This window comes from Streptococcus mitis SK564 (assembly GCF_000148525.1).
In the GTDB taxonomy this organism is placed as follows: domain Bacteria; phylum Bacillota; class Bacilli; order Lactobacillales; family Streptococcaceae; genus Streptococcus; species Streptococcus mitis_H.
This window is the reverse complement of record NZ_AEDU01000022.1, coordinates 90,816-110,851: the sequence shown is the minus strand read 5'-3', so window position 1 is coordinate 110,851 and position 20,036 is coordinate 90,816. Positions and strand designations below refer to the sequence as shown.

The 20,036-nt window shown below is 39.5% G+C and carries 24 protein-coding genes; 6 read left to right on the top strand and 18 right to left on the bottom strand.

Features of this window, described 5'->3' with window-relative positions:
* Nucleotides 1-7: 7 nt before the first annotated feature.
* The 14 genes from SMSK564_RS10085 to rgg all read right to left on the bottom strand — a co-directional run bounded on the left by SMSK564_RS10085 (nucleotide 8) and on the right by rgg (nucleotide 10,816).
* Entirely contained in the window at nucleotides 8-949 is a 942-nt protein-coding gene (locus SMSK564_RS10085) for a YitT family protein (protein ID WP_000806290.1), read from the bottom strand.
* Nucleotides 927-2,690: an aspartate--tRNA ligase gene (gene aspS, locus SMSK564_RS10080; protein ID WP_000830920.1), complete on the bottom strand. Its 1,764-nt coding sequence runs from the start codon at nucleotides 2,688-2,690 to the stop codon at nucleotides 927-929. Before aspS ends, SMSK564_RS10085 begins: the two co-directional genes overlap by 23 nt.
* 134 nt (nucleotides 2,691-2,824) lie before the next feature.
* Nucleotides 2,825-3,055 carry a membrane protein gene (locus SMSK564_RS10075; protein ID WP_000832192.1) on the bottom strand — a complete coding sequence of 77 codons (231 nt, stop codon included), beginning with the start codon at nucleotides 3,053-3,055 and terminating at the stop codon, nucleotides 2,825-2,827.
* A gap of 17 nt (nucleotides 3,056-3,072) precedes the next feature.
* Entirely contained in the window at nucleotides 3,073-3,714 is a 642-nt protein-coding gene (locus SMSK564_RS10070; protein WP_000771202.1) for a CPBP family intramembrane glutamic endopeptidase, read from the bottom strand.
* A gap of 9 nt (nucleotides 3,715-3,723) precedes the next feature.
* Entirely contained in the window at nucleotides 3,724-4,422 is a 699-nt protein-coding gene (locus SMSK564_RS10065; RefSeq protein ID WP_000488846.1) for an ABC transporter permease, read from the bottom strand.
* Nucleotides 4,415-5,239: an ABC transporter ATP-binding protein gene (locus SMSK564_RS10060; RefSeq protein WP_000621681.1), complete on the bottom strand. Its 825-nt coding sequence runs from the start codon at nucleotides 5,237-5,239 to the stop codon at nucleotides 4,415-4,417. Before SMSK564_RS10060 ends, SMSK564_RS10065 begins: the two co-directional genes overlap by 8 nt.
* A gap of 10 nt (nucleotides 5,240-5,249) precedes the next feature.
* Nucleotides 5,250-6,005: a DUF3169 family protein gene (locus SMSK564_RS10055; protein WP_080554219.1), complete on the bottom strand. Its 756-nt coding sequence runs from the start codon at nucleotides 6,003-6,005 to the stop codon at nucleotides 5,250-5,252.
* 5 nt (nucleotides 6,006-6,010) lie between these two features.
* Entirely contained in the window at nucleotides 6,011-6,199 is a 189-nt protein-coding gene (locus SMSK564_RS10050) for a hypothetical protein (protein ID WP_001046125.1), read from the bottom strand.
* Nucleotides 6,192-6,374 (bottom strand): hypothetical protein, encoded by a 183-nt coding sequence (locus SMSK564_RS10045; RefSeq protein WP_001046113.1) that lies wholly within the window; start codon nucleotides 6,372-6,374, stop codon nucleotides 6,192-6,194. Before SMSK564_RS10045 ends, SMSK564_RS10050 begins: the two co-directional genes overlap by 8 nt.
* A complete protein-coding gene (locus SMSK564_RS10040; protein ID WP_001176237.1) occupies nucleotides 6,374-6,580 on the bottom strand; it encodes a helix-turn-helix transcriptional regulator in 207 nt (68 codons plus the stop codon). Before SMSK564_RS10040 ends, SMSK564_RS10045 begins: the two co-directional genes overlap by 1 nt.
* Nucleotides 6,581-6,589: 9 nt before the next feature.
* Nucleotides 6,590-7,054 (bottom strand): aspartyl-tRNA synthetase, encoded by a 465-nt coding sequence (locus SMSK564_RS0102870; RefSeq protein WP_025170921.1) that lies wholly within the window; start codon nucleotides 7,052-7,054, stop codon nucleotides 6,590-6,592.
* Nucleotides 7,054-8,334, bottom strand: a complete 1,281-nt coding sequence (gene hisS, locus SMSK564_RS10035; RefSeq protein WP_000775868.1) for a histidine--tRNA ligase — start codon at nucleotides 8,332-8,334, stop codon at nucleotides 7,054-7,056. The genes SMSK564_RS0102870 and hisS overlap by 1 nt, the downstream gene beginning before the upstream one ends.
* A 182-nt stretch (nucleotides 8,335-8,516) precedes the next feature.
* Nucleotides 8,517-9,764 (bottom strand): MFS transporter, encoded by a 1,248-nt coding sequence (locus SMSK564_RS10030; protein ID WP_000770643.1) that lies wholly within the window; start codon nucleotides 9,762-9,764, stop codon nucleotides 8,517-8,519.
* Between the two features lie 200 nt (nucleotides 9,765-9,964).
* Nucleotides 9,965-10,816 carry a quorum-sensing system transcriptional regulator Rgg gene (gene rgg, locus SMSK564_RS10025; protein WP_000434950.1) on the bottom strand — a complete coding sequence of 284 codons (852 nt, stop codon included), beginning with the start codon at nucleotides 10,814-10,816 and terminating at the stop codon, nucleotides 9,965-9,967.
* Between the two features lie 123 nt (nucleotides 10,817-10,939).
* Between rgg and SMSK564_RS10020 the strand changes: the two genes are divergently transcribed.
* Nucleotides 10,940-11,281, top strand: coding sequence for a metal-sulfur cluster assembly factor (locus SMSK564_RS10020; protein ID WP_001206380.1), 342 nt, complete (start codon nucleotides 10,940-10,942; stop codon nucleotides 11,279-11,281).
* A 59-nt stretch (nucleotides 11,282-11,340) separates the two neighbouring features.
* On the opposite strand, the gene ilvD is transcribed toward SMSK564_RS10020, so the two are convergent.
* The gene (ilvD, locus tag SMSK564_RS10015) at nucleotides 11,341-13,044 is read right to left on the bottom strand and encodes a dihydroxy-acid dehydratase (protein ID WP_000137343.1); all 1,704 of its coding nucleotides are present in this window, start codon (nucleotides 13,042-13,044) and stop codon (nucleotides 11,341-11,343) included.
* Between the two features lie 184 nt (nucleotides 13,045-13,228).
* Here ilvD and SMSK564_RS10010 point away from each other — a divergent pair, with 184 nt between their 5' ends.
* From SMSK564_RS10010 to rpmG, 4 genes are all read left to right on the top strand, one after another.
* Nucleotides 13,229-14,236, top strand: coding sequence for an SPFH domain-containing protein (locus SMSK564_RS10010; protein WP_000136838.1), 1,008 nt, complete (start codon nucleotides 13,229-13,231; stop codon nucleotides 14,234-14,236).
* Nucleotides 14,237-14,238: 2 nt separating this feature from the next.
* Nucleotides 14,239-14,439: a type II toxin-antitoxin system antitoxin gene (locus SMSK564_RS10005; protein WP_000796544.1), complete on the top strand. Its 201-nt coding sequence runs from the start codon at nucleotides 14,239-14,241 to the stop codon at nucleotides 14,437-14,439.
* Nucleotides 14,440-14,590: 151 nt separating this feature from the next.
* Entirely contained in the window at nucleotides 14,591-14,773 is a 183-nt protein-coding gene (gene rpmF, locus SMSK564_RS10000; RefSeq protein WP_000290417.1) for a 50S ribosomal protein L32, read from the top strand.
* 15 nt (nucleotides 14,774-14,788) lie between these two features.
* A complete protein-coding gene (rpmG, locus tag SMSK564_RS09995) occupies nucleotides 14,789-14,938 on the top strand; it encodes a 50S ribosomal protein L33 (RefSeq protein WP_001265622.1) in 150 nt (49 codons plus the stop codon).
* Nucleotides 14,939-15,218: 280 nt separating this feature from the next.
* Here the strand turns inward: rpmG and SMSK564_RS09990 are convergent, their stop codons facing one another.
* The 3 genes from SMSK564_RS09990 to SMSK564_RS09980 all read right to left on the bottom strand — a co-directional run bounded on the left by SMSK564_RS09990 (nucleotide 15,219) and on the right by SMSK564_RS09980 (nucleotide 19,077).
* Nucleotides 15,219-15,605 carry a hypothetical protein gene (locus SMSK564_RS09990; protein ID WP_001176018.1) on the bottom strand — a complete coding sequence of 129 codons (387 nt, stop codon included), beginning with the start codon at nucleotides 15,603-15,605 and terminating at the stop codon, nucleotides 15,219-15,221.
* A gap of 40 nt (nucleotides 15,606-15,645) precedes the next feature.
* Nucleotides 15,646-16,203, bottom strand: coding sequence for a hypothetical protein (locus SMSK564_RS09985; protein ID WP_004236947.1), 558 nt, complete (start codon nucleotides 16,201-16,203; stop codon nucleotides 15,646-15,648).
* Between the two features lie 93 nt (nucleotides 16,204-16,296).
* Entirely contained in the window at nucleotides 16,297-19,077 is a 2,781-nt protein-coding gene (locus tag SMSK564_RS09980; protein ID WP_001034298.1) for a CAP domain-containing protein, read from the bottom strand.
* A gap of 633 nt (nucleotides 19,078-19,710) precedes the next feature.
* On the opposite strand from SMSK564_RS09980, the gene SMSK564_RS09975 reads away from it, so the two are divergent.
* A complete protein-coding gene (locus tag SMSK564_RS09975) occupies nucleotides 19,711-20,034 on the top strand; it encodes a hypothetical protein (RefSeq protein ID WP_000144757.1) in 324 nt (107 codons plus the stop codon).
* The last annotated feature ends 2 nt before the right edge of the window (nucleotides 20,035-20,036 follow it).

The window sequence follows — 20,036 nt, the reverse complement described above, 5'->3', positions numbered from 1 at the left end:
TTAGTTACTAATTTTCTGTTTCAACGAATCGTCCCAGAATATGAACATTCTCAGATACAGAGACAAAGGCACCTGGATCCACCTGTTTCATAATCTGTTTAAATTCATTAAACTCTGCACGTGTAATGACAGTGATTAAAACTGCCTTTCTTTCGTGATTATAGGTTCCTTCTGCATCGTGGATCATAGTTGCTCCGCGGTGCAATTTTTTATGTATTTTTTCAATTACCTTCTCTGGATGATTGGTCACAATCATGGCCTGCATCCGTTTTTGCTTGGTAAAGACAGCGTCTGTCACACGGCTAGAGACAAAGATGGTAATCATAGAGTAGAGAGCGTATTTCCAACCAAAGGTCAAACCTGCTATCAGCATGATGGTCCCATTTACTAAGAAAGAAATACTGCCGACATTCTTACCTGTTTTCTTGCGAATGGTCAAACTGACGATATCCGTCCCACCACTGGAGATATTGTTTCGAAGAGCAAAACCAATCCCCAAGCCCATGACAACACCCCCAAAAAGGGCATTGATAATGGGATCCTCCGTTAAGGTCGCCACAGGGACAAACTGGATAAAGAAGGAACTCATGGAAACCGTAATAAAGGTAAAGATCGTAAACTTATGGCCAATCTGATACCAAGCCAAGACCATCAAAGGAAAATTAATGGCGTAGAAGGTCAGCGAAATCGGAATGTGAAAACCAAACCAGTGATTACTCAAGGCAGAGATAATCTGTGCCAGACCTGTCGCACCACTCGAATACACATGCCCCGGTTGGAAAAAGAAATTGACCGCTACTGCTGATAAAAAACCATAGACCAGAGAGGCCGAAATCTTCTCATCATATTTTTCGCGAGAGATGCTTTGTAAGACACGTAAAATTTTTATCTGATAAGCAAAGCGGCGCAGATAATAGCGCCACCGCTTAATTCGTTTTGCTTGTTTCATCTTCTTCTATTTGTAAGCTGAGTTCCTCTAGTTGTTTGAGAGCTACTGTTGAAGGAGCTTGTGTCATTGGATCAGTTGCCTTGTTGTTCTTAGGAAAGGCAATAACTTCACGGATATTTTCTTCTCCAGCTAAGAGCATGACAAAGCGGTCAAGCCCGATAGCCAAACCACCGTGTGGTGGGAAACCATAGTCCATGGCTTCAAGAAGGAAGCCAAACTGGTCATTTGCTTCTTCAGCTGAGAAACCAAGAGCCTTGAACATGCGTTCTTGAAGGTCTTTTTGGTTGATACGAAGACTACCACCACCAAGTTCGTAACCGTTCAAGACGATATCGTAAGCAATGGCACGAACCTTAGCCAAATCACCTTCTAATTCGTGAACAGTCTCTTCCTGTGGAAGAGTAAACGGATGGTGGGCGCTCATGTAGCGGCCTTCTTCTTCAGACCATTCAAACATCGGCCAGTCAACCACCCAAAGGAAGTTGAACTTATCATTATCAATCAAACCAAGCTCTTTGGCAATACGTCCACGAAGGGCACCGAGCGTTGCATTAGCCACTTCAAGCGTATCTGCCACAAAGAGAACCAAGTCCTTATCTTCAAGAGCAAGCGCTGTTGTCAATTCTGCTTGGATGTTAGTCAAGAACTTAGCAACTGGTCCATTTAATTCTCCATCAGCAACCTTGATCCAGGCAAGACCTTTGGCACCGTATTGTTTGGCTACTTCCGTCATCTTGTCGATGTCTTTACGTGAATAGTTGTCCGCAGCGCCTTTAACTACAATTGCTTTTACAGCAGGTGCTTCTGAAAAGACTTTGAAGTCTACACCTTTGACTACTGCTGTCAGGTCCTGAAGCAACATGTCAAAACGGGTATCTGGCTTGTCAGAACCGTAAAGAGCCATAGCGTCATCGTATTTCATACGAGGGAATGGAAGCGTCACTTCGATGCCTTTAGTTTCCTTCATCACGCGCGCAATCAAGCCTTCTGTGATATCTTGGATTTCTTGCTCAGTAAGGAAAGATGTTTCCAAATCGACCTGAGTGAACTCAGGCTGGCGGTCACCACGCAAGTCCTCGTCACGGAAACATTTAACGATTTGGTAGTAACGGTCAAATCCAGCATTCATCAAGAGCTGTTTCGTGATTTGTGGACTTTGAGGAAGAGCGTAAAAATGCCCTTTATTAACACGAGACGGCACCAAATAATCACGCGCCCCTTCAGGCGTTGACTTAGAAAGGAATGGTGTCTCCACGTCGATAAATTCCAACTCATCCAAGTAGTTGCGGATAGAGTGGGTCACCTTAGCACGAAGTTTAAGATTTTCCAACATTTCTGGACGACGAAGGTCAAGGTAACGGTAACGTAAACGTGTATCGTCATTGGCCTCAATACCATCCTTAATCTCAAATGGTGTTGTCTTAGCTGTATTAAGCACTGTCAAAGCTGTTACATTTAACTCAACTGTACCAGTTGGCAACTTATCATTGGCTTGCTCACGCGCAGCGACCTGTCCAGTCACCTCGATAACAAATTCGCTACGAAGGCTTTCAGCTGTTGTCATAACCTCTGCAGAGACTTTTTCAGGGTTGATAACCAACTGCATGATTCCTTCACGGTCACGAAGGTCGATAAAGATCAAACCACCAAGGTCACGACGACGGCCTACCCATCCTTTCAAGGTCATTTCTTGTCCGATGTGTTCCTCACGAACACGACCAGCATACATACTACGTTTCATTGTTTCTCTCCTCTTTTATTCTGTTACTATTTTACCATAAAAGCGCAGGCTCTTCATGAAAATCAGCAGAAAAGTTTGCCAGTCTTTAAAAATTAACGCCCATACAAAAATCCGATGAAGTTCATCGGACTCTTTTATTTTGAATCTTTGCCTGCTTTACGCTTTTCAGCAATTTCAGCTGCCTTTCGAGGCAAGACAATTTCCGTTGTGTAAGCTGTCCCAAAACGCCAGATACCGGCAATAGGGGCAAAGACCACTGCGAGATGGCTATAGAAGAAATCACCTTTGAAGGCATAAGCTAATCCCCCAATGATGAAAAATAGAACAACTGCTTGAATCACTGCTAATAAAATTACTCGTTTCATGTGACCTCCTGACTCTATTATAGCATGAGAATCATCAAAAAGCCGACTAAATTATTCAAAGCATGTAGAGAAATACTGTAGACCAGACCTTTTCTGCTAATATAAGCCAAGCCCAAGCTAAAACCAAGACTAGCATAAACTAAAAACTGTTGCAAAGTTCCGGGAGAATGAATCAAGGCAAACAGAACACTAGTTACCAGAAGGAAAAGCAGAGTTTGTTTGCTATTGTCCTGCTTAGGAAAGAGATAGCGTGCTAACATCCCTCTAAAGATGAGTTCTTCCGTCAAAGGAGCAAAAATATTAATAGCAAAGAATGAAAAAAGTGGCTGAGCCAAGGTCAGGTCTGTCGCTGTTTGCTGATTTACCGAAGGATCATTTGGTAGGAAAAATTGAACGACAAGAGATAAGAACCAAACCAAGGCAGGGAGCCAAATAAATCGGTTAAAACCACTCTTCTCAATATGGACAGGAGCTTTCTGGTACCATTTATAAATGACGTACACATATACTCCAGCCAGGGCCACATAGAGTAGGGTAACAGCATAGGGTGAACCGCCTAAGGCAAGCGACGTAGTCGCGAGCCCCTGAATGAAGCCATAGATGAATAAAAAGGATAGAATGGCTAGAAGAAACCAGCCAAGGTTTTTAAGTAGTTTCATAAAGTTCTCCTATCTTGCTTTATAGCTATTTTTCAATACAAAGAGGTTCGCTATTCCTAACACAAGTACCCAGGCAAGTAACATACCGATGTTAGAAAAAGATATTTCCCCACCTTTTTTATTTAAAAGATTTACAATAGGACCAACGAACGAGTAATCCAACACTTTCTGAGCCGTATCATTTTGAAGAGCAATTATAGGTAAAAAAGAGACAATTAACATAGGGAAGATACTATAAACTTGCGCTTTAGATTGAGTATCTGACACCGCACCGATTAGAAGGTTGATAAAAATAATACTAATCGTTGCTAGGAGCAAATAGATAACGTAGGCAACTAAATAACCCGATACATCTACTTTAAGATAGATGGGAAGTACAATCATAGCAAGTAACATTATCAGAATAGGGAGAACAAGCATACTGAAAGTATATTCTGTTGCTGTCACACCACTTAGGATGAGTGATTTAAGATTGCGCTTTTCCTTATCTTCTGCCATCATAATCGATACCATATAACCACTTCCCATGCTCAAGACCATCGTCAAGCTAGCAGATAGTAAAAATAGGCTCAATTGTCCATCCTTATTTGAAAATTCATTATATAGAATAGCAGTACCAAAAGGCATCAATAGACTCGCCAATAAAGTTGAATTGCTGATAAGAACTTGTAATCTTAACCATAGTAGGGCATTTAATTTTCTAAACATCTAACTTTTCTCCTGTCAATCTGATAAAGATTTCTTCTAAAGTCGGCTCACAAGAGTGAACCACCATCAAATCTGTCGTGTCTAAATGTGGCAATTCTTCAAATGGAACTATCTGTTCTCGTCCATCATTATAAACCACATGTACTTTCTTATCCACATGATACTTCTGAATAATATCTTGCGGACTTCCATACTCTATTAAATTCCCCTTATTCAAAAGAGATAAGCGATCACAAAGCAGAGTTGCTTCATGCATATCATGCGTGGTCAAAAAGATAGTTGTCCCCGCCTGCTTTAGTTCTTGAAGTAGGGTATGAATCATCTTAGATGTTGTAGGGTCTAAGCCACTAGTTGGCTCATCTAGGAAGAGAATCTTAGGAGCATTCAGAAGGGCACGAGCCAAGAACATTCGTTGTTTCATTCCTGTAGATAGTTTTTCTGCGATAATATCTTTAGCATCTGCCAATCCAACCTGTTGGAGCACCTGAACTACTCTATCTGACTTGAGACCATATAACTTAGCGTAAATGAGCAGATTTTTATAAAGACTCATCTTTTCATAAAAACCACTGCCATCACTAACTATACCGATTTGTTCTAAATCATTTGAAGTTAAATCTTGAGAATTCTTACCTAACAAAATTGTGTTACCTTGATCTGCAGGCAACTGACCTGTCAAGACGTTGATCATGGTTGTTTTACCTGAACCAGAAGGCCCAAGAAAACCAAAGATTTCCCCCTCCTTAATCTCAAAAGAAATCTGATGAAGAGCTTTTTTGCTCCCAAAACTTTTGCTTACATTTTCAACACGAATCATAGAAACTCCTTTATTTAAAATAACGTTTCACCATAGGTAACTGCATCACATTGATATAAATATGGATTGCTCCGACAAGCAAGAAGGCTAGTAGCTGAATCTCTCCTGTCAAGAAAGAAATGATAAAAAGAAAAATATATAAGGCTGGTAAGACATAGTTATTTAATTGGAATAAAATCCGAAAACTCTGTTCTAAATTAGCTTGTCGCTCCCCTTCATCATAAGAATTGACATACTCTAAGACATCCTTTGGTGTTGAGAAAAATGCCAAATCAAACTGACGAACAATCGCAATGGTCTTAAAAAGATATTTTTGAACACTGAGAATCAGCACTAATCCCAAAAAAGAAAGAGATAAGGTTAGATTGCTTCTATTTGGTACAATCACTTCACTACCTGAGATGAAAAGAGCCAATAAGATTGCTACACTTGCAATATTAAAAGCAATGGTTCCAAACTCGAGATTCCGATACATTTGCACATAATAGGTTTCATTCAGATTATCATCCATTTCCTCTTGATACAAGGAGTGAAATTTTCTGCTTTTCTTTAAGAAATTGAAAGTCAAAAGAATGCTAATGAAACCTATCAGTAAACAAATAGCTGATATCCATGGTATCAAGACTTTCACATCTAACATAATTTCGTGGGATTCGGCACGTGCCTTAAACATCCCTACAAACATGCCCAAGAAACCTCCCAAGACAACAGACATTAAAAATAACAACAATCCACGTTTATTTTTCTTTTTCTTTTCCATATTCATTCTCCTTATTTACTTGCTAGATTTTTGGATTTCTTTTCAATCCAGTCAACGACTGGGATAAGAGCAAAGTAGACCCAGATAAATTGGTCGCTGTAATAGAGATCAAACCATCCTAGATTTGTTCCAATTAGTAGACACAGGCTGACTAATAGAGCTATGGCAACTACATAATAGATTACTTTATACTTATTCATCATTTTTCTCCTTTTTCTTTAACCAATTGAAAATGGATAAGAGGATTAAATTAATCCAAAACAAATACTTACTTTCAACAAAATAGAACCACCCCAGTAATGTTCCAATCATAGCAAAGGCATTCACAATAAGGGCAAGAACACTCATATAATAAAACACTTTATACTTATTCATCACTCGTCCTCCTCCAAGCGAAATACCGATTCGACTGTTTCGTTGAAAATGTGAGATATTTTCAGGGCAATCACAACGGACGGGGTGTATTCGTCCCGTTCTAGTAGGCTAACGGTCTGTCTGGAAACCCCTGCCAGCTTGGCTAGGTCGGTTTGATTGAGACTATCGCGAGCCCGAAGCTCTTTTAGACGATTTTTTAGTTGCATGTTACACACCTACTCTCCATCAAATTCAACGGTTTGGATATCCTCAATGCGTTGTAGTTTGAATTTTTCTTTTCCTTTTTTATCAACACGACGTAGCTTGACCCATTCCTCATCAACATCTACAACTTCCCAGTTATCTGTTCCAAAAACTTGTCCAAAGATTTTCGGTGTTTTCCCAATCAATTCTTTTAATAATCTTGACATTTCTTTATTTCCTTTCTGTTTTTGCTCAATTCTTTTGATTTTATTCTCTAATTTCTTGACCCTTTGGGTATGATAGAGATAAAACATAATCACAAGAGGTACAAATCCTAATGCCCACATAATCGTTCCTTTCTCCTTTTCTCTTAACTTGCTTATATTGTAACACATCTTTTTCTTTTTGACAAGCATATTTGTCAAAAAGTTTATAATTTTTGTCATTTTGCAAAAGAAAAAGGTCAGGAGTAAAATCCTGACCAGTTTATCTACTATTAAAAGCCTAATTTTTCAAAGATTTCTGAGAAGTTTTGGCTGATAGCATCAAGTGATACTTGCACTTCTTCTCGTGTTTGGTTGTTCTTGACCGTTACTTGTCCGCTTTCGACTTCACTCTCTCCTAGGGTGATGAGGGTCTTAGCCGCAAAGACATCGGCTGACTTGAACTGAGCTTTGAGTTTACGGTTGAGGTAATCACGCTCTGCTTTGAAACCTTGTTGGCGAAGGGCCTGTACCAACTCCAAGGCCTTGACATTTGCTCCTTGACCCAAGACTGCGATATAAACATCTAGGGCGTTTTCGATAGGAAGAGCCACACCTTGCTTTTCAAGGATGAGAAGTAGGCGCTCTACCCCAAGTCCAAAACCAAATCCAGCAGTCTCAGGGCCTCCAAAATAAGAAACCAAACCATCGTAACGGCCACCCGCACAGACTGTCAAGTCATTGCCCTCAATTTCAGTGATAAACTCAAAAATGGTGTGGTTGTAGTAGTCCAGACCACGCACCATATTGGTATCAATGATATAGTCTACCCCAAGATTTTCCAACATCTGACGCACCGCATCAAAATGAGCTTGGCTTTCTTCATCAAGGAAATCCAAGATAGACGGTGCATTCTCCACTGCCACCTTGTCTTCTTTTTCCTTAGAGTCCAAGACACGGAGAGGGTTTTCCTCCAAGCGACGCTGGCTATCCTTAGACAAGGTCTCCTTGAGCGGTGTCAAATAGTCAATCAAGGCTTGACGATAAGCCGCACGGCTCTCAGGATTTCCAAGCGTGTTGAGGTGCAATTTGACACCTTGGATACCGATTTCTTTCAAGAAATGAGCTGCCATCGCGATGGTTTCCACATCCGTAGCTGGATTGCTAGAGCCAAAACACTCGACACCAATCTGGTGGAACTGACGCAAACGCCCTGCCTGTGGACGCTCATAACGGAACATAGGACCCATGTAGTAGAACTTACTTGGCTTTTGCACTTCTGGGGCGAAGAGTTTATTTTCCACATAAGAACGGACAACCGGCGCTGTTCCTTCTGGACGGAGGGTAATATGACGGTCACCCTTGTCATAGAAATCGTACATTTCCTTGGTTACGATATCCGTTGTATCTCCGACAGAGCGACTGATAACCTCGTAATGCTCAAAAATAGGCGTACGCACTTCTGCATAGTTATAGCGCTTGAAAATCTCACGGGCAAAGCCCTCAACGTACTGCCACTTGGCAGATTCAGCAGGTAAAATATCCTGCGTTCCTTTTGGTTTTTGTAATTTCATAGGGAATCCTCTTTAAACTTAATAGTCTTATTTTACCATAAATAGAGGGATTAAAACAGTGAGAAAAAAATTAGGATTTATACTCAATGAAAATCAAAAAGCAAACTAGGAAGTTAGCCGCAAGCTGTACTTGAGTACGGTAAGGCGAAGCTGACGTGGTTTGAAGAGATTTTCGAAGAGTATTAGATATCATTTTTGAGATTAAGAATCGTCAAAAGAATAGCTAGCAAGGAAAGACCAACAAATAGCATCCAAGTCAACTGTATATTCCATACAGCTATAAGTGAAAAACAAGCTGTTCCCACAGGTATGGATAAGGTGAACAATAAACCTAAAAAATTACTGGTACGAGCTAGAACCTCTGGAGCTAGATTTTTCAGGAGCATGGCACTAATCTTTGGTTGAACTTTACCAGACACATACAGAGTTGAACAGAGAAATAGTAAACCAAGTACGACTTGATTGAATAAATTAGCTAGACCAATTAGACTGAGTCCTACGGTCACCCACATCATCAATCTAGGCAAGGACTGCTTCCCAAAATAATCATTGCCCGTAAGGCTACTGATGATGATTGCTAACAAAGCACAGAATTGACTGATAAATAATGCCTCTGTGTAAGAAAAGTCCAAAAGAGAATGGCTCAAAAAGAAGATGTTATAGATACTTCCTAAAGCGCCACCCAAGGCATTGATAAGCAAGACAGCAAAGATCATGAATCCAAAGTTTTTCTGTCCACCTTTAAGAAAAACGAGACGTAAATTTCGATAAATCGTTAGGAACTGCTCTTTGATCGGAAGCTTCTCATTTTTTAGAATTTCACCATCAGCAGATGACATTGACAGGCTTAATTTGCTTTTTCCTAAAAAGAGGATGACGGCTGATACTAGGAAGAAACAGGCATTGATTCCCGCAACGAGGGAAAAATTGTTGACCGATAAACCTAAAAGCCAGACTCCAAAAGCTTGACCACCAATAGCTGAAATATAGGTGATGAACTGAGAAAAAGAGTAAGCTTCCATCAAATCATCTTCAGCTACTTTTTCCTTAACGAGAGGCATGCGCAAGCCACCTGCAAAATCACTGATGACATCACTAATGACATTGATCAAACACAGGCTAGAAAAGGCAAAGAGACTAGCTTGCTGGACAACTAGGGCTGCTAGAAAAAATAAAACCGCCTGAAACAAACCGCTATAGACCATCCATGTGACCTTGTCCCTCGTGTAATCTGCCCGAATCCCTACAAAAACTGTAAAGAGAGTCGGAATGATCATGACAATATTCGCCATAGCAACCGCAAAAGATGCTTGTTGCAAGGTCGATGCATAGACGATAAAGACCAGATTAAAAATCGAAGCACCAAAAGCATTGAAGAATCGTGACAAAGTCAAGAGTCGATAAGCTTGATTTCTAAACAATAGTTTCATAGATAATCTCCCTTCTTGTTAGAAGTTTTATGTGAAGTATGACTATAGTATAGCACTTAGAAATGTTAGAGGAAAAACTTTTGAATATATGCAACACATAAAATGAGCAAAAAGAAACGATAGAATTTCTCCAGTGACACGAGAGAGCTCAACAATTCTATCACTTAAAATTTCAAATAATTTTCTTAGTTTGCAGATATTCAACAATCTGTCGTTTTTCTATAGTATTCGGCAGACTTATTACAGCCAAGCATCTCAAAAATACGGACAGCATCTTCCATCTTTTTCTGACCTTCCTTGACTCTGCCTTGCTTGCTATCAAGGAGACCTTCCGCCCACAAATAGACAATTCGGAAATAGGTCTCATTTTCATTATAGAAATGCTCTTCGATAACACGTTTAAAATAAGAGGCATTTGTAAATTCTTCACACTCAATGCTGGCTAAAAAACCATTCAATAGTATAGTGTGAAAAAGGTTTCGATTACCAGACATTTCCATTAGAAAATCGGATTTGCGGACCATTTCTCGTACATATCTAGTAAAAAGAGCAACAGATAAGAATGGAGAACTGACCGAGAACAAATTGAGTTCATAAATTCCCCAAATCTCAGTAGAAAACAAGTAGTCATGAAGGACTTTCCCTTCCTCTGCTGTTAACTCTACCCTTTCATCCATGCTCTTCATATAAGACTTGATAATGATGGCATTTAGAATATGTTTCTGTTTGTTTTGAGAATGGGCATGCTTTTGATATTCCTTGCGATACAGGTCCGCAAGCGGAGCTATGTTCTTTGGATCCAAGACATCTATGATTTCTTTTCTCAACTCAGAATCTGTATCATACTGAAAACCTCTCGCTAGAAAGAGGATTTCCTCCACACTGGCAGATATATTTTCTAGGGCAAATAGAAACTTTTCCACCGAAAGCTCACTCTGACCTGTTTCAAAGCGAGATAACATAGACGGCGAAAATTGTCCCCCAGTTGCTTGTCTCAGCGAGATATTTCTTGACTCTCGTAATTGTCTAAAGACTTTTCCAATCTGCTCCATAGGCTTCCCCTTGATTCCGTATTTTCTTCATTTTATCATATTTTTCAGAAAATTCATCAAAAACTTGCCAAATTGTCAGAATTATGAGAAAATAGAGGATATTTATCACGTGGAGGGACTGTAATGAGAGAGGATATCAAAATCAATGACCGCGCTTTGGCCTTGCAAGACCAAATTATCGAAAAACTAGAGAAGGTTTTTGATACAGATGTGGAATTGGATGTGTACAATCTAGGGTTGATTTATGAAATCAATCTGGACGAAACAGGTCTCTGTAAGATTGTCATGACCTTCACCGATACTGCCTGCGATTGCGCAGAAAGTTTGCCTATCGAAATCGTGGCAGGTTTGAAACAAATCGAGGGCATCGAAGATGTTAAGGTTGAAGTTACCTGGTCACCTGCTTGGAAAATCACACGAATCAGTCGCTACGGCCGCATCGCCCTTGGACTGCCACCTCGTTAAGCAGGCAAATTACTTTTGAAGATGAAAAAAGCAAGCCAAAGTTGGCTTGCTTTTTGAGTTTATTTTTTACCTGACTTGTCCATATTCCAGAAGTCTGTCACGGCTCCGCGTGAAGCAGATGATACGATGTGGGCGTATTTACCGAGGACACCACGACTGTAAAGTGGTGGCAAGGTAGTTTCTGCCTTACGTTTTTCAAGTTCTTCTTCAGATACGGCCATGGAAATTTCTTTGGTATCTTGGTCAACCGTAACGATATCACCTGTACGAAGGTAGGCAATCGGTCCGCCATCCTGAGCTTCAGGAGCGATATGTCCAACAACCAGACCATATGTACCACCAGAGAAACGACCATCCGTCAAGAGGGCAACCTTGTCTCCTTGACCTTTGCCGACGATCATTGATGAAAGTGACAGCATCTCAGGCATACCAGGACCACCTTTAGGTCCAACGAAACGAACAACGACTACATCGCCATCAACGATTTCATCTGTCAGAACGGCCTGAATAGCATCTTCTTCTGAGTCAAAAACCTTAGCTGGACCAACGTGACGACGCACTTTAACACCTGATACCTTAGCAACCGCACCATCAGGGGCAAGATTCCCGTTCAAGATGATAAGCGGACCGTCCGCACGTTTTGGATTTTCAAGTGGCATGATGACTTTTTGACCTGGTGTCAAGTCTGCAAAATCAGCCAAGTTCTCAGCGACAGTCTTACCAGTACATGTGATGCGGTCACCATGAAGGAAACCATTTGCCAACAAGTACTTCATAACCGCAGGGACACCACCAACTTCGTAGAGGTCTTGGAAGACATACTGACCAGATGGTTTCAAGTCGGCCAAGTGAGGCACACGTTCTTGAATCGTATTGAAGTCCTCAAGAGACAAGTCAACATTGGCAGCATGGGCAATGGCAAGCAAGTGAAGAGTGGCATTTGTAGAACCACCGAGAGCCATAGTTACAGTGATAGCATCTTCAAAGGCTTCACGAGTCAAGATATCTGATGGTTTGAGACCAAGTTCCAGCATCTTAACAACAGCACGTCCTGCTGCTTCGATATCTTCTTTCTTATCAGCTGATTCAGCTGGGTGAGATGAAGATCCTGGTAAACTCATCCCCAAAACTTCGATAGCAGTCGCCATGGTATTAGCAGTATACATACCACCACAGCCACCAGGTCCAGGGCAGGCATTACATTCAAGACGTTTTACGTCCTCAGCTGTCATGTCACCGTGGTTCCATTTTCCGATCCCCTCAAAAACAGAAACCAAGTCAATGTCTTTGCCATCAAGATTTCCCGGTGCAATAGTTCCACCATAGGCGAAAATAGCTGGGATATCCATATTGGCAATGGCAATCATAGAACCAGGCATGTTCTTATCACAGCCACCGATAGCAACAAAGGCATCCACATTGTGACCACCCATAGCTGCCTCGATTGAGTCCGCAATGATATCACGAGATGTCAAAGAGAAACGCATACCAGGCGTTCCCATGGCAATCCCGTCCGCTACGGTAATGGTACCAAACTGAACAGGCCAAGCACCTGCAGATTTGACACCTTCTTTAGCCAATTTCCCAAAATCATGCAAGTGAATGTTACATGGTGTATTTTCCGCCCAAGTCGAAATCACTCCCACAATCGGTGTTTCAAAGTCCTTATCTGTCATACCAGTCGCACGAAGCATAGCACGGTTTGGTGATTTAACCATGCTATCATAAATGCTACTGCGGTGACGTTTATCTAATTCAGTCATCTTATCCCTCCCATTTCAGTTTTTACTATTATAGCACATTTTAAAAGCAATGAACAGAAGAAAATTCTTGAATTTTCAGAAAATTCTATACAGTAATATTTTCTTTGAAAATTTTACATTTATTTCTTGACTTTATAAATTAAAGTGATATCATTTAGATATCAAACAACAGGAGGTCATTCTTATGACTGAAAAACTCATCAATTCAAAACCAAATGGTGTATTCGCATTGATTCTCATTGAGTTGACACTCGTACTTGGTTTCTTTATATTTATAATGGGTGCTGCTTCGGAAAACATTTTTGGAATTATTATCGGACTTTTATTAATCTTAATTGCAGGCCTAGCTCATGCTGGTTTAAAAGTTGTCAAACCTCAGGAAGCTCTGGTTCTGACACTCTTTGGTAACTATACAGGTACCATCAAAGAACCTGGTTTTTACTTTGTCAATCCCTTCAGCGTAGCAGTTAACCCTGCAAACCACACTCGACTTGGACAAAGTGGTGACGTTAGCACAAAATCTCCTTTTTCAGGAATGAAATCATCCAATGGCAATGATGTAAACATTGAAATTGGCAAGAAACAGATTTCTCTCAAAGTTATGACTTTGAGTAATTCTCGTCAAAAGATTAACGATTGTTTAGGTAACCCTGTTGAAATCGGAATCGCGGTAACTTGGAGAGTTGTCGATACAGCCAAAGCAGTCTTCAACGTAGATAACTATAAAGAATATCTTTCATTGCAGTGTGATAGCGCCCTTCGTAATATTGTCCGCATCTATCCTTACGATGTATCTCCTAATGTGGATACTACAGGTGATGGGCAAGCCGATGAAGGAAGCCTCCGTGGTTCTAGTGAGATTGTAGCTAAACGTATTCGTGAGGAAATTCAAAGTCGTGTAGAGGACGCTGGTTTGGAAATCCTTGAAGCACGTATTACATACCTAGCTTATGCACCGGAAATTGCAGCTGTAATGCTTCAACGTCAACAAGCATCTGCTATTATCGATGCACGTAAGATGATTGTAGACGGCGCTGTGGGTATGGTTGAAATGGCACTAGAACGTCTCAATGAAGGAGAATTGGTAGAACTTGACGAAGAACGAAAAGCTGCCATGGTCTCAAATCTCCTAGTCGTTCTCTGTGGCAATCATGATGCACAACCAATTGTCAACACAGGAAGTCTTTACTAAAGATGGCTGAAGCTAAAAAAAAGCAGATCCCCCTTCGACTATCAACAAAGTTATACGCTGCACTCGCATCATGGGCAGAAGACGACTTTCGTTCAGTCAATGGGCAAATCGAATATCTCCTCACAGAATGTGTCAAACAACGGAAGAAAGACGGAAAATACGTATCAGAAACCATTGACGAACCATTTGAGATTGATATTTAAGATCTTCTCCTGTCTGCTAGGTCGGACAGGAGAATTTTTTCATCTTTTTTTGTCAAGTAACTTTACTTTACAAAAAAAATGTGTTATCCTAGTATGGTTGATGAAAATCAGTAGATTGAATCGAATATAAATACCTAAAGGAGAAATCAAAATGGCAGTACCTGCACGTCGCACTTCAAAAGCGAAGAAAAACAAACGTCGTACACACTACAAAGTAACAGCTCCATCTGTAAACTTTGACGAAACTACTGGAGATTACTCACGTTCTCACCGTGTATCACTTAAAGGATACTACAAAGGACGTAAAATCGCTAAAGCTGCATCAGCTGAATAATAGAAGGGAGATACCATGCGCGTAAATATTACACTTGAACACAAAGAATCTGGTGAACGCTTGTACCTTACTTCTAAAAACAAACGTAACACTCCAGACCGTCTTCAATTGAAGAAATACTCACCAAAACTTCGCAAACACGTTGTGTTTACAGAGGTTAAATAGAGATTCACTACACGTCAGCAGGCGTGAGAATCCCTGATTTTAAGCGATTCTTGAGATTTCAAATTTCAATGTATTGCAATACAAATCAGCCGAATCTCTACATTTTTCTCTACATTTTCAGATAAATAAAAAGAGATTACGGATATAAGAGAAGAGCTACTTCACAGATGAGTAGCTCTTCTTTTTTTATTCTTTCACTTCAATTTATTCATGAAAATAGTAAAATCTTTTGAATGAATAATTGAAGTCCAAAATGCAGGCATTAATCAGCCTGCATTTTCTATCTAGCATTTATAGAGTAAATATAAGCTATATAACAAGCAAAATCTCCTATTTGCTTTCTGTTATCCTCTATAGCATCAAACCATGAAATGTCCACACTTTCTTTCCCTAGATAACGACTAAGAAGCTTTAAACAATATATTACTCGCTCATGCTTTGCTGTTCTACCTTCATCTTTTTGTTGACGCTCTTCACGTTCCCATAGCAACCACTGGCTACGAATATGAGCATAGCTTATACTAGCTTGCAAAAACTCAGACCATACTTCTAAAATTTCCTCATCGTTACCAATATTGTTTAGAATTGTCTGATGAATGTTTTGACATTCTTCAAAAGTTAGAGCATCTTTAGCACTTAAAAATGCTTCATAATTTATCAGTTGCATTTTAACACCTCGTACTATTTATTTTTATATAAATAGCAAACTAATCTTCAGATACACTATTTGATTCAATTTCTTTCGTCATTGTCGTAAACCCTTGCGACCAAATAGATTTTACACTTTCACCAATTGGTTTCCCGTCCCGTTCTTCCACTTCAATTATTAGATTATCACTCTTTATAAATTCTCTAAGATTAGGCCTAAATCTCATTATAACTGCCACATCTTGCATTCTACCACTTACTAACAAACTACCATTTTTATAATAGTCTATCGCATATAATCTTTCTGGTACTCGATAACTTTTATCCTTGTAGTCTGGGAACTTTGCATTGTCAATTTCTTCAAGAGTCGTATCTATTTGTTTACAATAGTCTTTAATTTTCCTAATCAGCTCACTAAACCTTTCTAGAGGCACTTTTTTGAACGAAAGTATACGATAAACTCTTACACCACGTTGTCTAACATATTCTTCAAACGCTTCTCGTTCTCCTGCACTTTGTTTATAATAGTTCTTTATCACAAGTTTATCATTCTCTAGGATATATTCTAATTCTGAGTATTTTGTTACATAATTGACTACGTTTCTAAAAAATAACATCATTATACACCTTTCCAAAGAAACTACCTAGTTATAACTAGATAGTTCCCTTTTTTTATTCCCCAAAGACTCCTATCTTTAATCACCCTTAATTTAGTTTTTTCTCTTAACAAATAATCCTGCTAGACCAATCATTGCTAACAATCCGTAGCCAACTGTAACAATTGAATTTGCTACCCTAGGATTTTCTCCTGTACTTGGTAACGCAAGTTGTTCTGCTGGTTTATCTGCTGGCTTATCCGCTGGCTTATTCGCTAGCTTATCCGCTGGCTTATCCGCTGGTTTATCCGCTGGTTTATCTGCTGGTTTATCCGCTGGCTTATCCGCTGGCTTATCTGCTGGCTTATCTGCTGGCTTATCTGCTGGCTTATCTGCTGGCTTATCTGCTGGCTTATCTGCTGGCTTATCTGCTGGCTTATCTGCTGGCTTATCTGCTGGCTTATCAATGATAGCACTTGGATTCAACTCTGGCAATTCATCCTCAACTGGTGCATCTTTTGGTGTTGCACCAATACCATCAGGATTTTGTTTTGTAGTCAAATCACTTGGGATGTCAGCTGTGATATCCAATTCTGGCAATTCATCTACGGTTGGAGCTACTTTTGGTGTCGCACCGATACCGTCAGGATTTTGTTTTGTAGTCAAATCACTTGGAATGTCAGCTGTGATATCCAATTCTGGCAATTCATCTACTGTTGGAGCAACTTTCGGTGTTGCTGAAATGACACGGTTACCATCAGTATATACATTTAGTATCTTATCAATTGAAAAGATATCTGATTTGTATTTGTGGTCAGCTTGTGCTTGTGTCAAACGAGCTTTGGCATCCGCTAAGTCTTGCTCTGCAACTGTGATGCGTTGTTCCACGTTTGTTCTATCTGCTTCTGCCTGTGTTAAACTTGCACGCAATTGTGGTAATTGCGCGTGGACACTCATAGCATTATCACGTTTGCTTGTTGCCGCATCAATTTCACTTTGAATTGTGTTGATACGTGCAGTTACATCATTTACACGTTCTGTTGCCTTATCCAACTCTTTTTGTTTTTGGATAACAGCATTTGCCTTATCTTGAGCTGTCGCTGTAAGTGTAGCTAAATCAGATTTTGCTTGATTTAGTGCTGTTGTCGCATTCGTACGTGCTGTAGCAATATCATTCAATTGGTTGTTTAAAGCGTCCAACTCTTGAGTCAAATCAGCTTTCTTCGCAACTAATACGTCACGTTCGCGTTCTTGTGTCGCTTTTTGAGCTTTCAATGCATCTAACTCTGCGTGCATTTTTGGTCTGTCATCGATGATTTGACGTTTAACAAACACATAATGAGTGTCTGCGATAAATTTCATCTTTTTACCATAGAATGTTGGGTTCATTGGGTCATCTTGTTTGAAGTTATTGTTATTGTTCCAATAATCCTTCTCACTCTGACTTCGGTTTAACTGAAAGAATTCGTTGTATTCGTCATCCCATTCATAAGTAGAATCCTTGAATGCACTAGCATTAAATGAGCCATAATATGTTGTTTTGTCTACGCCATCGATTTTAGATAGAGCAATACCCATTTTACTACCTGTTGGTGTCAATAGGTTTTTACGGTGTCCATAATCTAAACCTCGCACGTTATTGTAGTCATCATACCAACCCAACAACATTTCGTAGGCTAATGTTTCGTTAGTTACAATGTGGTCAAACATTAAATATTCGCCATCACGGTCAATAAGTTGACCATATGCACCACCAAGGATGTTTTCAACGTTTTCCCCTGGTTGAACTCTTTCAATATAGCCCGGTTTGTCGGTTAAACTTGTACGGTGTGACAATAGGCCTGTTTTCTGCATTTCATCTGCACGTTTTTGTGCGTATGCAAGATACTCATCGTCAACCACCATATCACCCTTCAAGTTGTTATTAACACGTAGTTGGTTAATTAATTTTACAAATGCATCTGAAATACCTTTGTTATCTACCTTGTAGCGATATGCTGGGCGTTCTTTTAATTTTCTGGTAACACGGTCAAACGGTTCTTTCTTATAATCCGCTAAAGCCTCTGTGAAATCAATCATGTCTTTAGTTGCATCAATTTCTTTGATGTCAACACCTTGGAAATTAACCGGTTCCATTTGTTTATTGCGATACGGACCGTGGTTATGCGCATAATCATCAAGATTATCATGAGCGGTATGATTACGTTCATCAGGATTTAAATCTGTCGAAATAACTTTAACTCTATAGTTATCGATTTCCCCTTGTTTAGCAGCAATTTTAGTGTCTGTATCTGTGATTTGTGCACCTTTAGCGTTCAAATCATTATCAACGTTTGAAATTTTGCTAGTTGTGTTTGTGATGTTTTTACGTACATTAGCGTCTGTGATTGCGTCAAGGTCGGCTTGTTTCGTATCAACATCAGCTTTCTTAGCGTCACGGGCGTTATCGGCGTCTGTTTTTGCAGTATTAGCATTGTCTAATGCTGTATGTGCATCACGTTCACCATCTTTAGCGGTATTCAAATCGTTTGTTGCGTTTGTCTTGTCCGCTGTTTTGCTAGTGATAATATCGTTTTGAGCATTGATGATTTTGTTTGCGTTATTAGCAGTGTCGATGTCTTTATTGATTGAGTCAATTTTGCCATCAGCTTTTACTTTATCAGCTTTTGCTTGGTCGACTGTGCCTTGTTTTGCGTTGATATCAGCTTGCGCCTTATCTACATCAGCTTTAGCATTTTTAACGTCTTGTTCAGTAACATGAACAGGGGTCGTCTTCACCGTAGGCTTAGGCTGACTAGAATCAACCTCTTCTGCATGGGCAGTTGTATTTACAGCACCAGCCCCAACAAGAATAGTTGTCAAACCAGCACCTAACAAAATATCTTTTTTATTCATATTGTCTCCTTTATAAAAGTCGTTAACAAAACCAAAAAGCAAGCGCTTCCTTTTTCGATTTATAGACTCATTTAAAATATTCCTACTATATTATACCCCCCCCGAAATGCTTTTGTCAAGCCATTTCTGAGGATTTTATAAATTATTTTTCCTGAACTTTACTATAAATTATAAGTTGAAAAACTCTCATTTTTTCTTTTAGAAAACAAAAAAACAGCCAAGAAAAGCTCAGCCGTTTACATTTTTAATGTTGCATAAAATTTTATGCAATGCTCCATTCTAGTTAGTTTCGGGTACCCGAAACTAACTTATCTCAACGGGGCTACGCCCCGAATCCCCTTTTTCTTTATGAAAAAAATTTTTTTCTTATCTCTTGCCCATCTCTTATCTTATTTCCCTAAAGGGAGTATAATCTAAAAATTAACACTCTGTCAAGTGTTTTTATGTTACATTTTTGTTAATTTTTGATGACATAAAATCACTTGACCTTAACTCCCTTTAGCCACGCGTGGCATTTCAATATATATATAAGAGATGGGCACCATGAGATAAATCAACATATAGTTGTTAAATACAACTATTACTCCTGTAGAATAAAAATTATTCTCCTCCTTAATAAGAAAGGTCAAAAATATGACATTCACAGTCAAATCATCAAGCTATTATAGCTCAGAAAATGCTGAGAAACTTCTTGGAAATGAAACAACTTATATTGTAGGACTGCAAATAGAAACACAGTATGAATATAAAGACGATAAGCGGACAGATAAAGTTATTGGTTATCAGATTTGGATTGCTACGGATACTCATAATCCTTTTAAAGTGAAGTTTCTTCCGGATAACAAACCAGATTTATCTGAATTTAACATTGGTGAGAAAATAGCATTTGATAAATTAGAAGCAATTCAGATTAAATCAAATGCGTATTTCCGTGCCACAGGCATTCACAAAGCTTAGGG

Excerpts from the sequence above, each read along its gene's own strand:
- SMSK564_RS10085 (WP_000806290.1), bottom strand. The coding sequence starts at position 949 with ATGAAACAAGCAAAACGAATTAAGCGGTGGCGCTATTATCTGCGCCGC.
- aspS (WP_000830920.1), bottom strand. The coding sequence starts at position 2,690 with ATGAAACGTAGTATGTATGCTGGTCGTGTTCGTGAGGAACACATCGGA.
- SMSK564_RS10075 (WP_000832192.1), bottom strand. The coding sequence starts at position 3,055 with ATGAAACGAGTAATTTTATTAGCAGTGATTCAAGCAGTTGTTCTATTT.
- SMSK564_RS10070 (WP_000771202.1), bottom strand. The coding sequence starts at position 3,714 with ATGAAACTACTTAAAAACCTTGGCTGGTTTCTTCTAGCCATTCTATCC.
- SMSK564_RS10065 (WP_000488846.1), bottom strand. The coding sequence starts at position 4,422 with ATGTTTAGAAAATTAAATGCCCTACTATGGTTAAGATTACAAGTTCTT.
- SMSK564_RS10060 (WP_000621681.1), bottom strand. The coding sequence starts at position 5,239 with ATGATTCGTGTTGAAAATGTAAGCAAAAGTTTTGGGAGCAAAAAAGCT.
- SMSK564_RS10055 (WP_080554219.1), bottom strand. The coding sequence starts at position 6,005 with ATGAATATGGAAAAGAAAAAGAAAAATAAACGTGGATTGTTGTTATTT.
- SMSK564_RS10050 (WP_001046125.1), bottom strand. The coding sequence starts at position 6,199 with ATGAATAAGTATAAAGTAATCTATTATGTAGTTGCCATAGCTCTATTA.
- SMSK564_RS10045 (WP_001046113.1), bottom strand. The coding sequence starts at position 6,374 with ATGAATAAGTATAAAGTGTTTTATTATATGAGTGTTCTTGCCCTTATT.
- SMSK564_RS10040 (WP_001176237.1), bottom strand. The coding sequence starts at position 6,580 with ATGCAACTAAAAAATCGTCTAAAAGAGCTTCGGGCTCGCGATAGTCTC.
- hisS (WP_000775868.1), bottom strand. The coding sequence starts at position 8,334 with ATGAAATTACAAAAACCAAAAGGAACGCAGGATATTTTACCTGCTGAA.
- SMSK564_RS10030 (WP_000770643.1), bottom strand. The coding sequence starts at position 9,764 with ATGAAACTATTGTTTAGAAATCAAGCTTATCGACTCTTGACTTTGTCA.
- rgg (WP_000434950.1), bottom strand. The coding sequence starts at position 10,816 with ATGGAGCAGATTGGAAAAGTCTTTAGACAATTACGAGAGTCAAGAAAT.
- SMSK564_RS10020 (WP_001206380.1), top strand. The coding sequence starts at position 10,940 with ATGAGAGAGGATATCAAAATCAATGACCGCGCTTTGGCCTTGCAAGAC.
- ilvD (WP_000137343.1), bottom strand. The coding sequence starts at position 13,044 with ATGACTGAATTAGATAAACGTCACCGCAGTAGCATTTATGATAGCATG.
- SMSK564_RS10010 (WP_000136838.1), top strand. The coding sequence starts at position 13,229 with ATGACTGAAAAACTCATCAATTCAAAACCAAATGGTGTATTCGCATTG.
- SMSK564_RS10005 (WP_000796544.1), top strand. The coding sequence starts at position 14,239 with ATGGCTGAAGCTAAAAAAAAGCAGATCCCCCTTCGACTATCAACAAAG.
- rpmF (WP_000290417.1), top strand. The coding sequence starts at position 14,591 with ATGGCAGTACCTGCACGTCGCACTTCAAAAGCGAAGAAAAACAAACGT.
- rpmG (WP_001265622.1), top strand. The coding sequence starts at position 14,789 with ATGCGCGTAAATATTACACTTGAACACAAAGAATCTGGTGAACGCTTG.
- SMSK564_RS09990 (WP_001176018.1), bottom strand. The coding sequence starts at position 15,605 with ATGCAACTGATAAATTATGAAGCATTTTTAAGTGCTAAAGATGCTCTA.
- SMSK564_RS09985 (WP_004236947.1), bottom strand. The coding sequence starts at position 16,203 with ATGTTATTTTTTAGAAACGTAGTCAATTATGTAACAAAATACTCAGAA.
- SMSK564_RS09980 (WP_001034298.1), bottom strand. The coding sequence starts at position 19,077 with ATGAATAAAAAAGATATTTTGTTAGGTGCTGGTTTGACAACTATTCTT.
- SMSK564_RS09975 (WP_000144757.1), top strand. The coding sequence starts at position 19,711 with ATGACATTCACAGTCAAATCATCAAGCTATTATAGCTCAGAAAATGCT.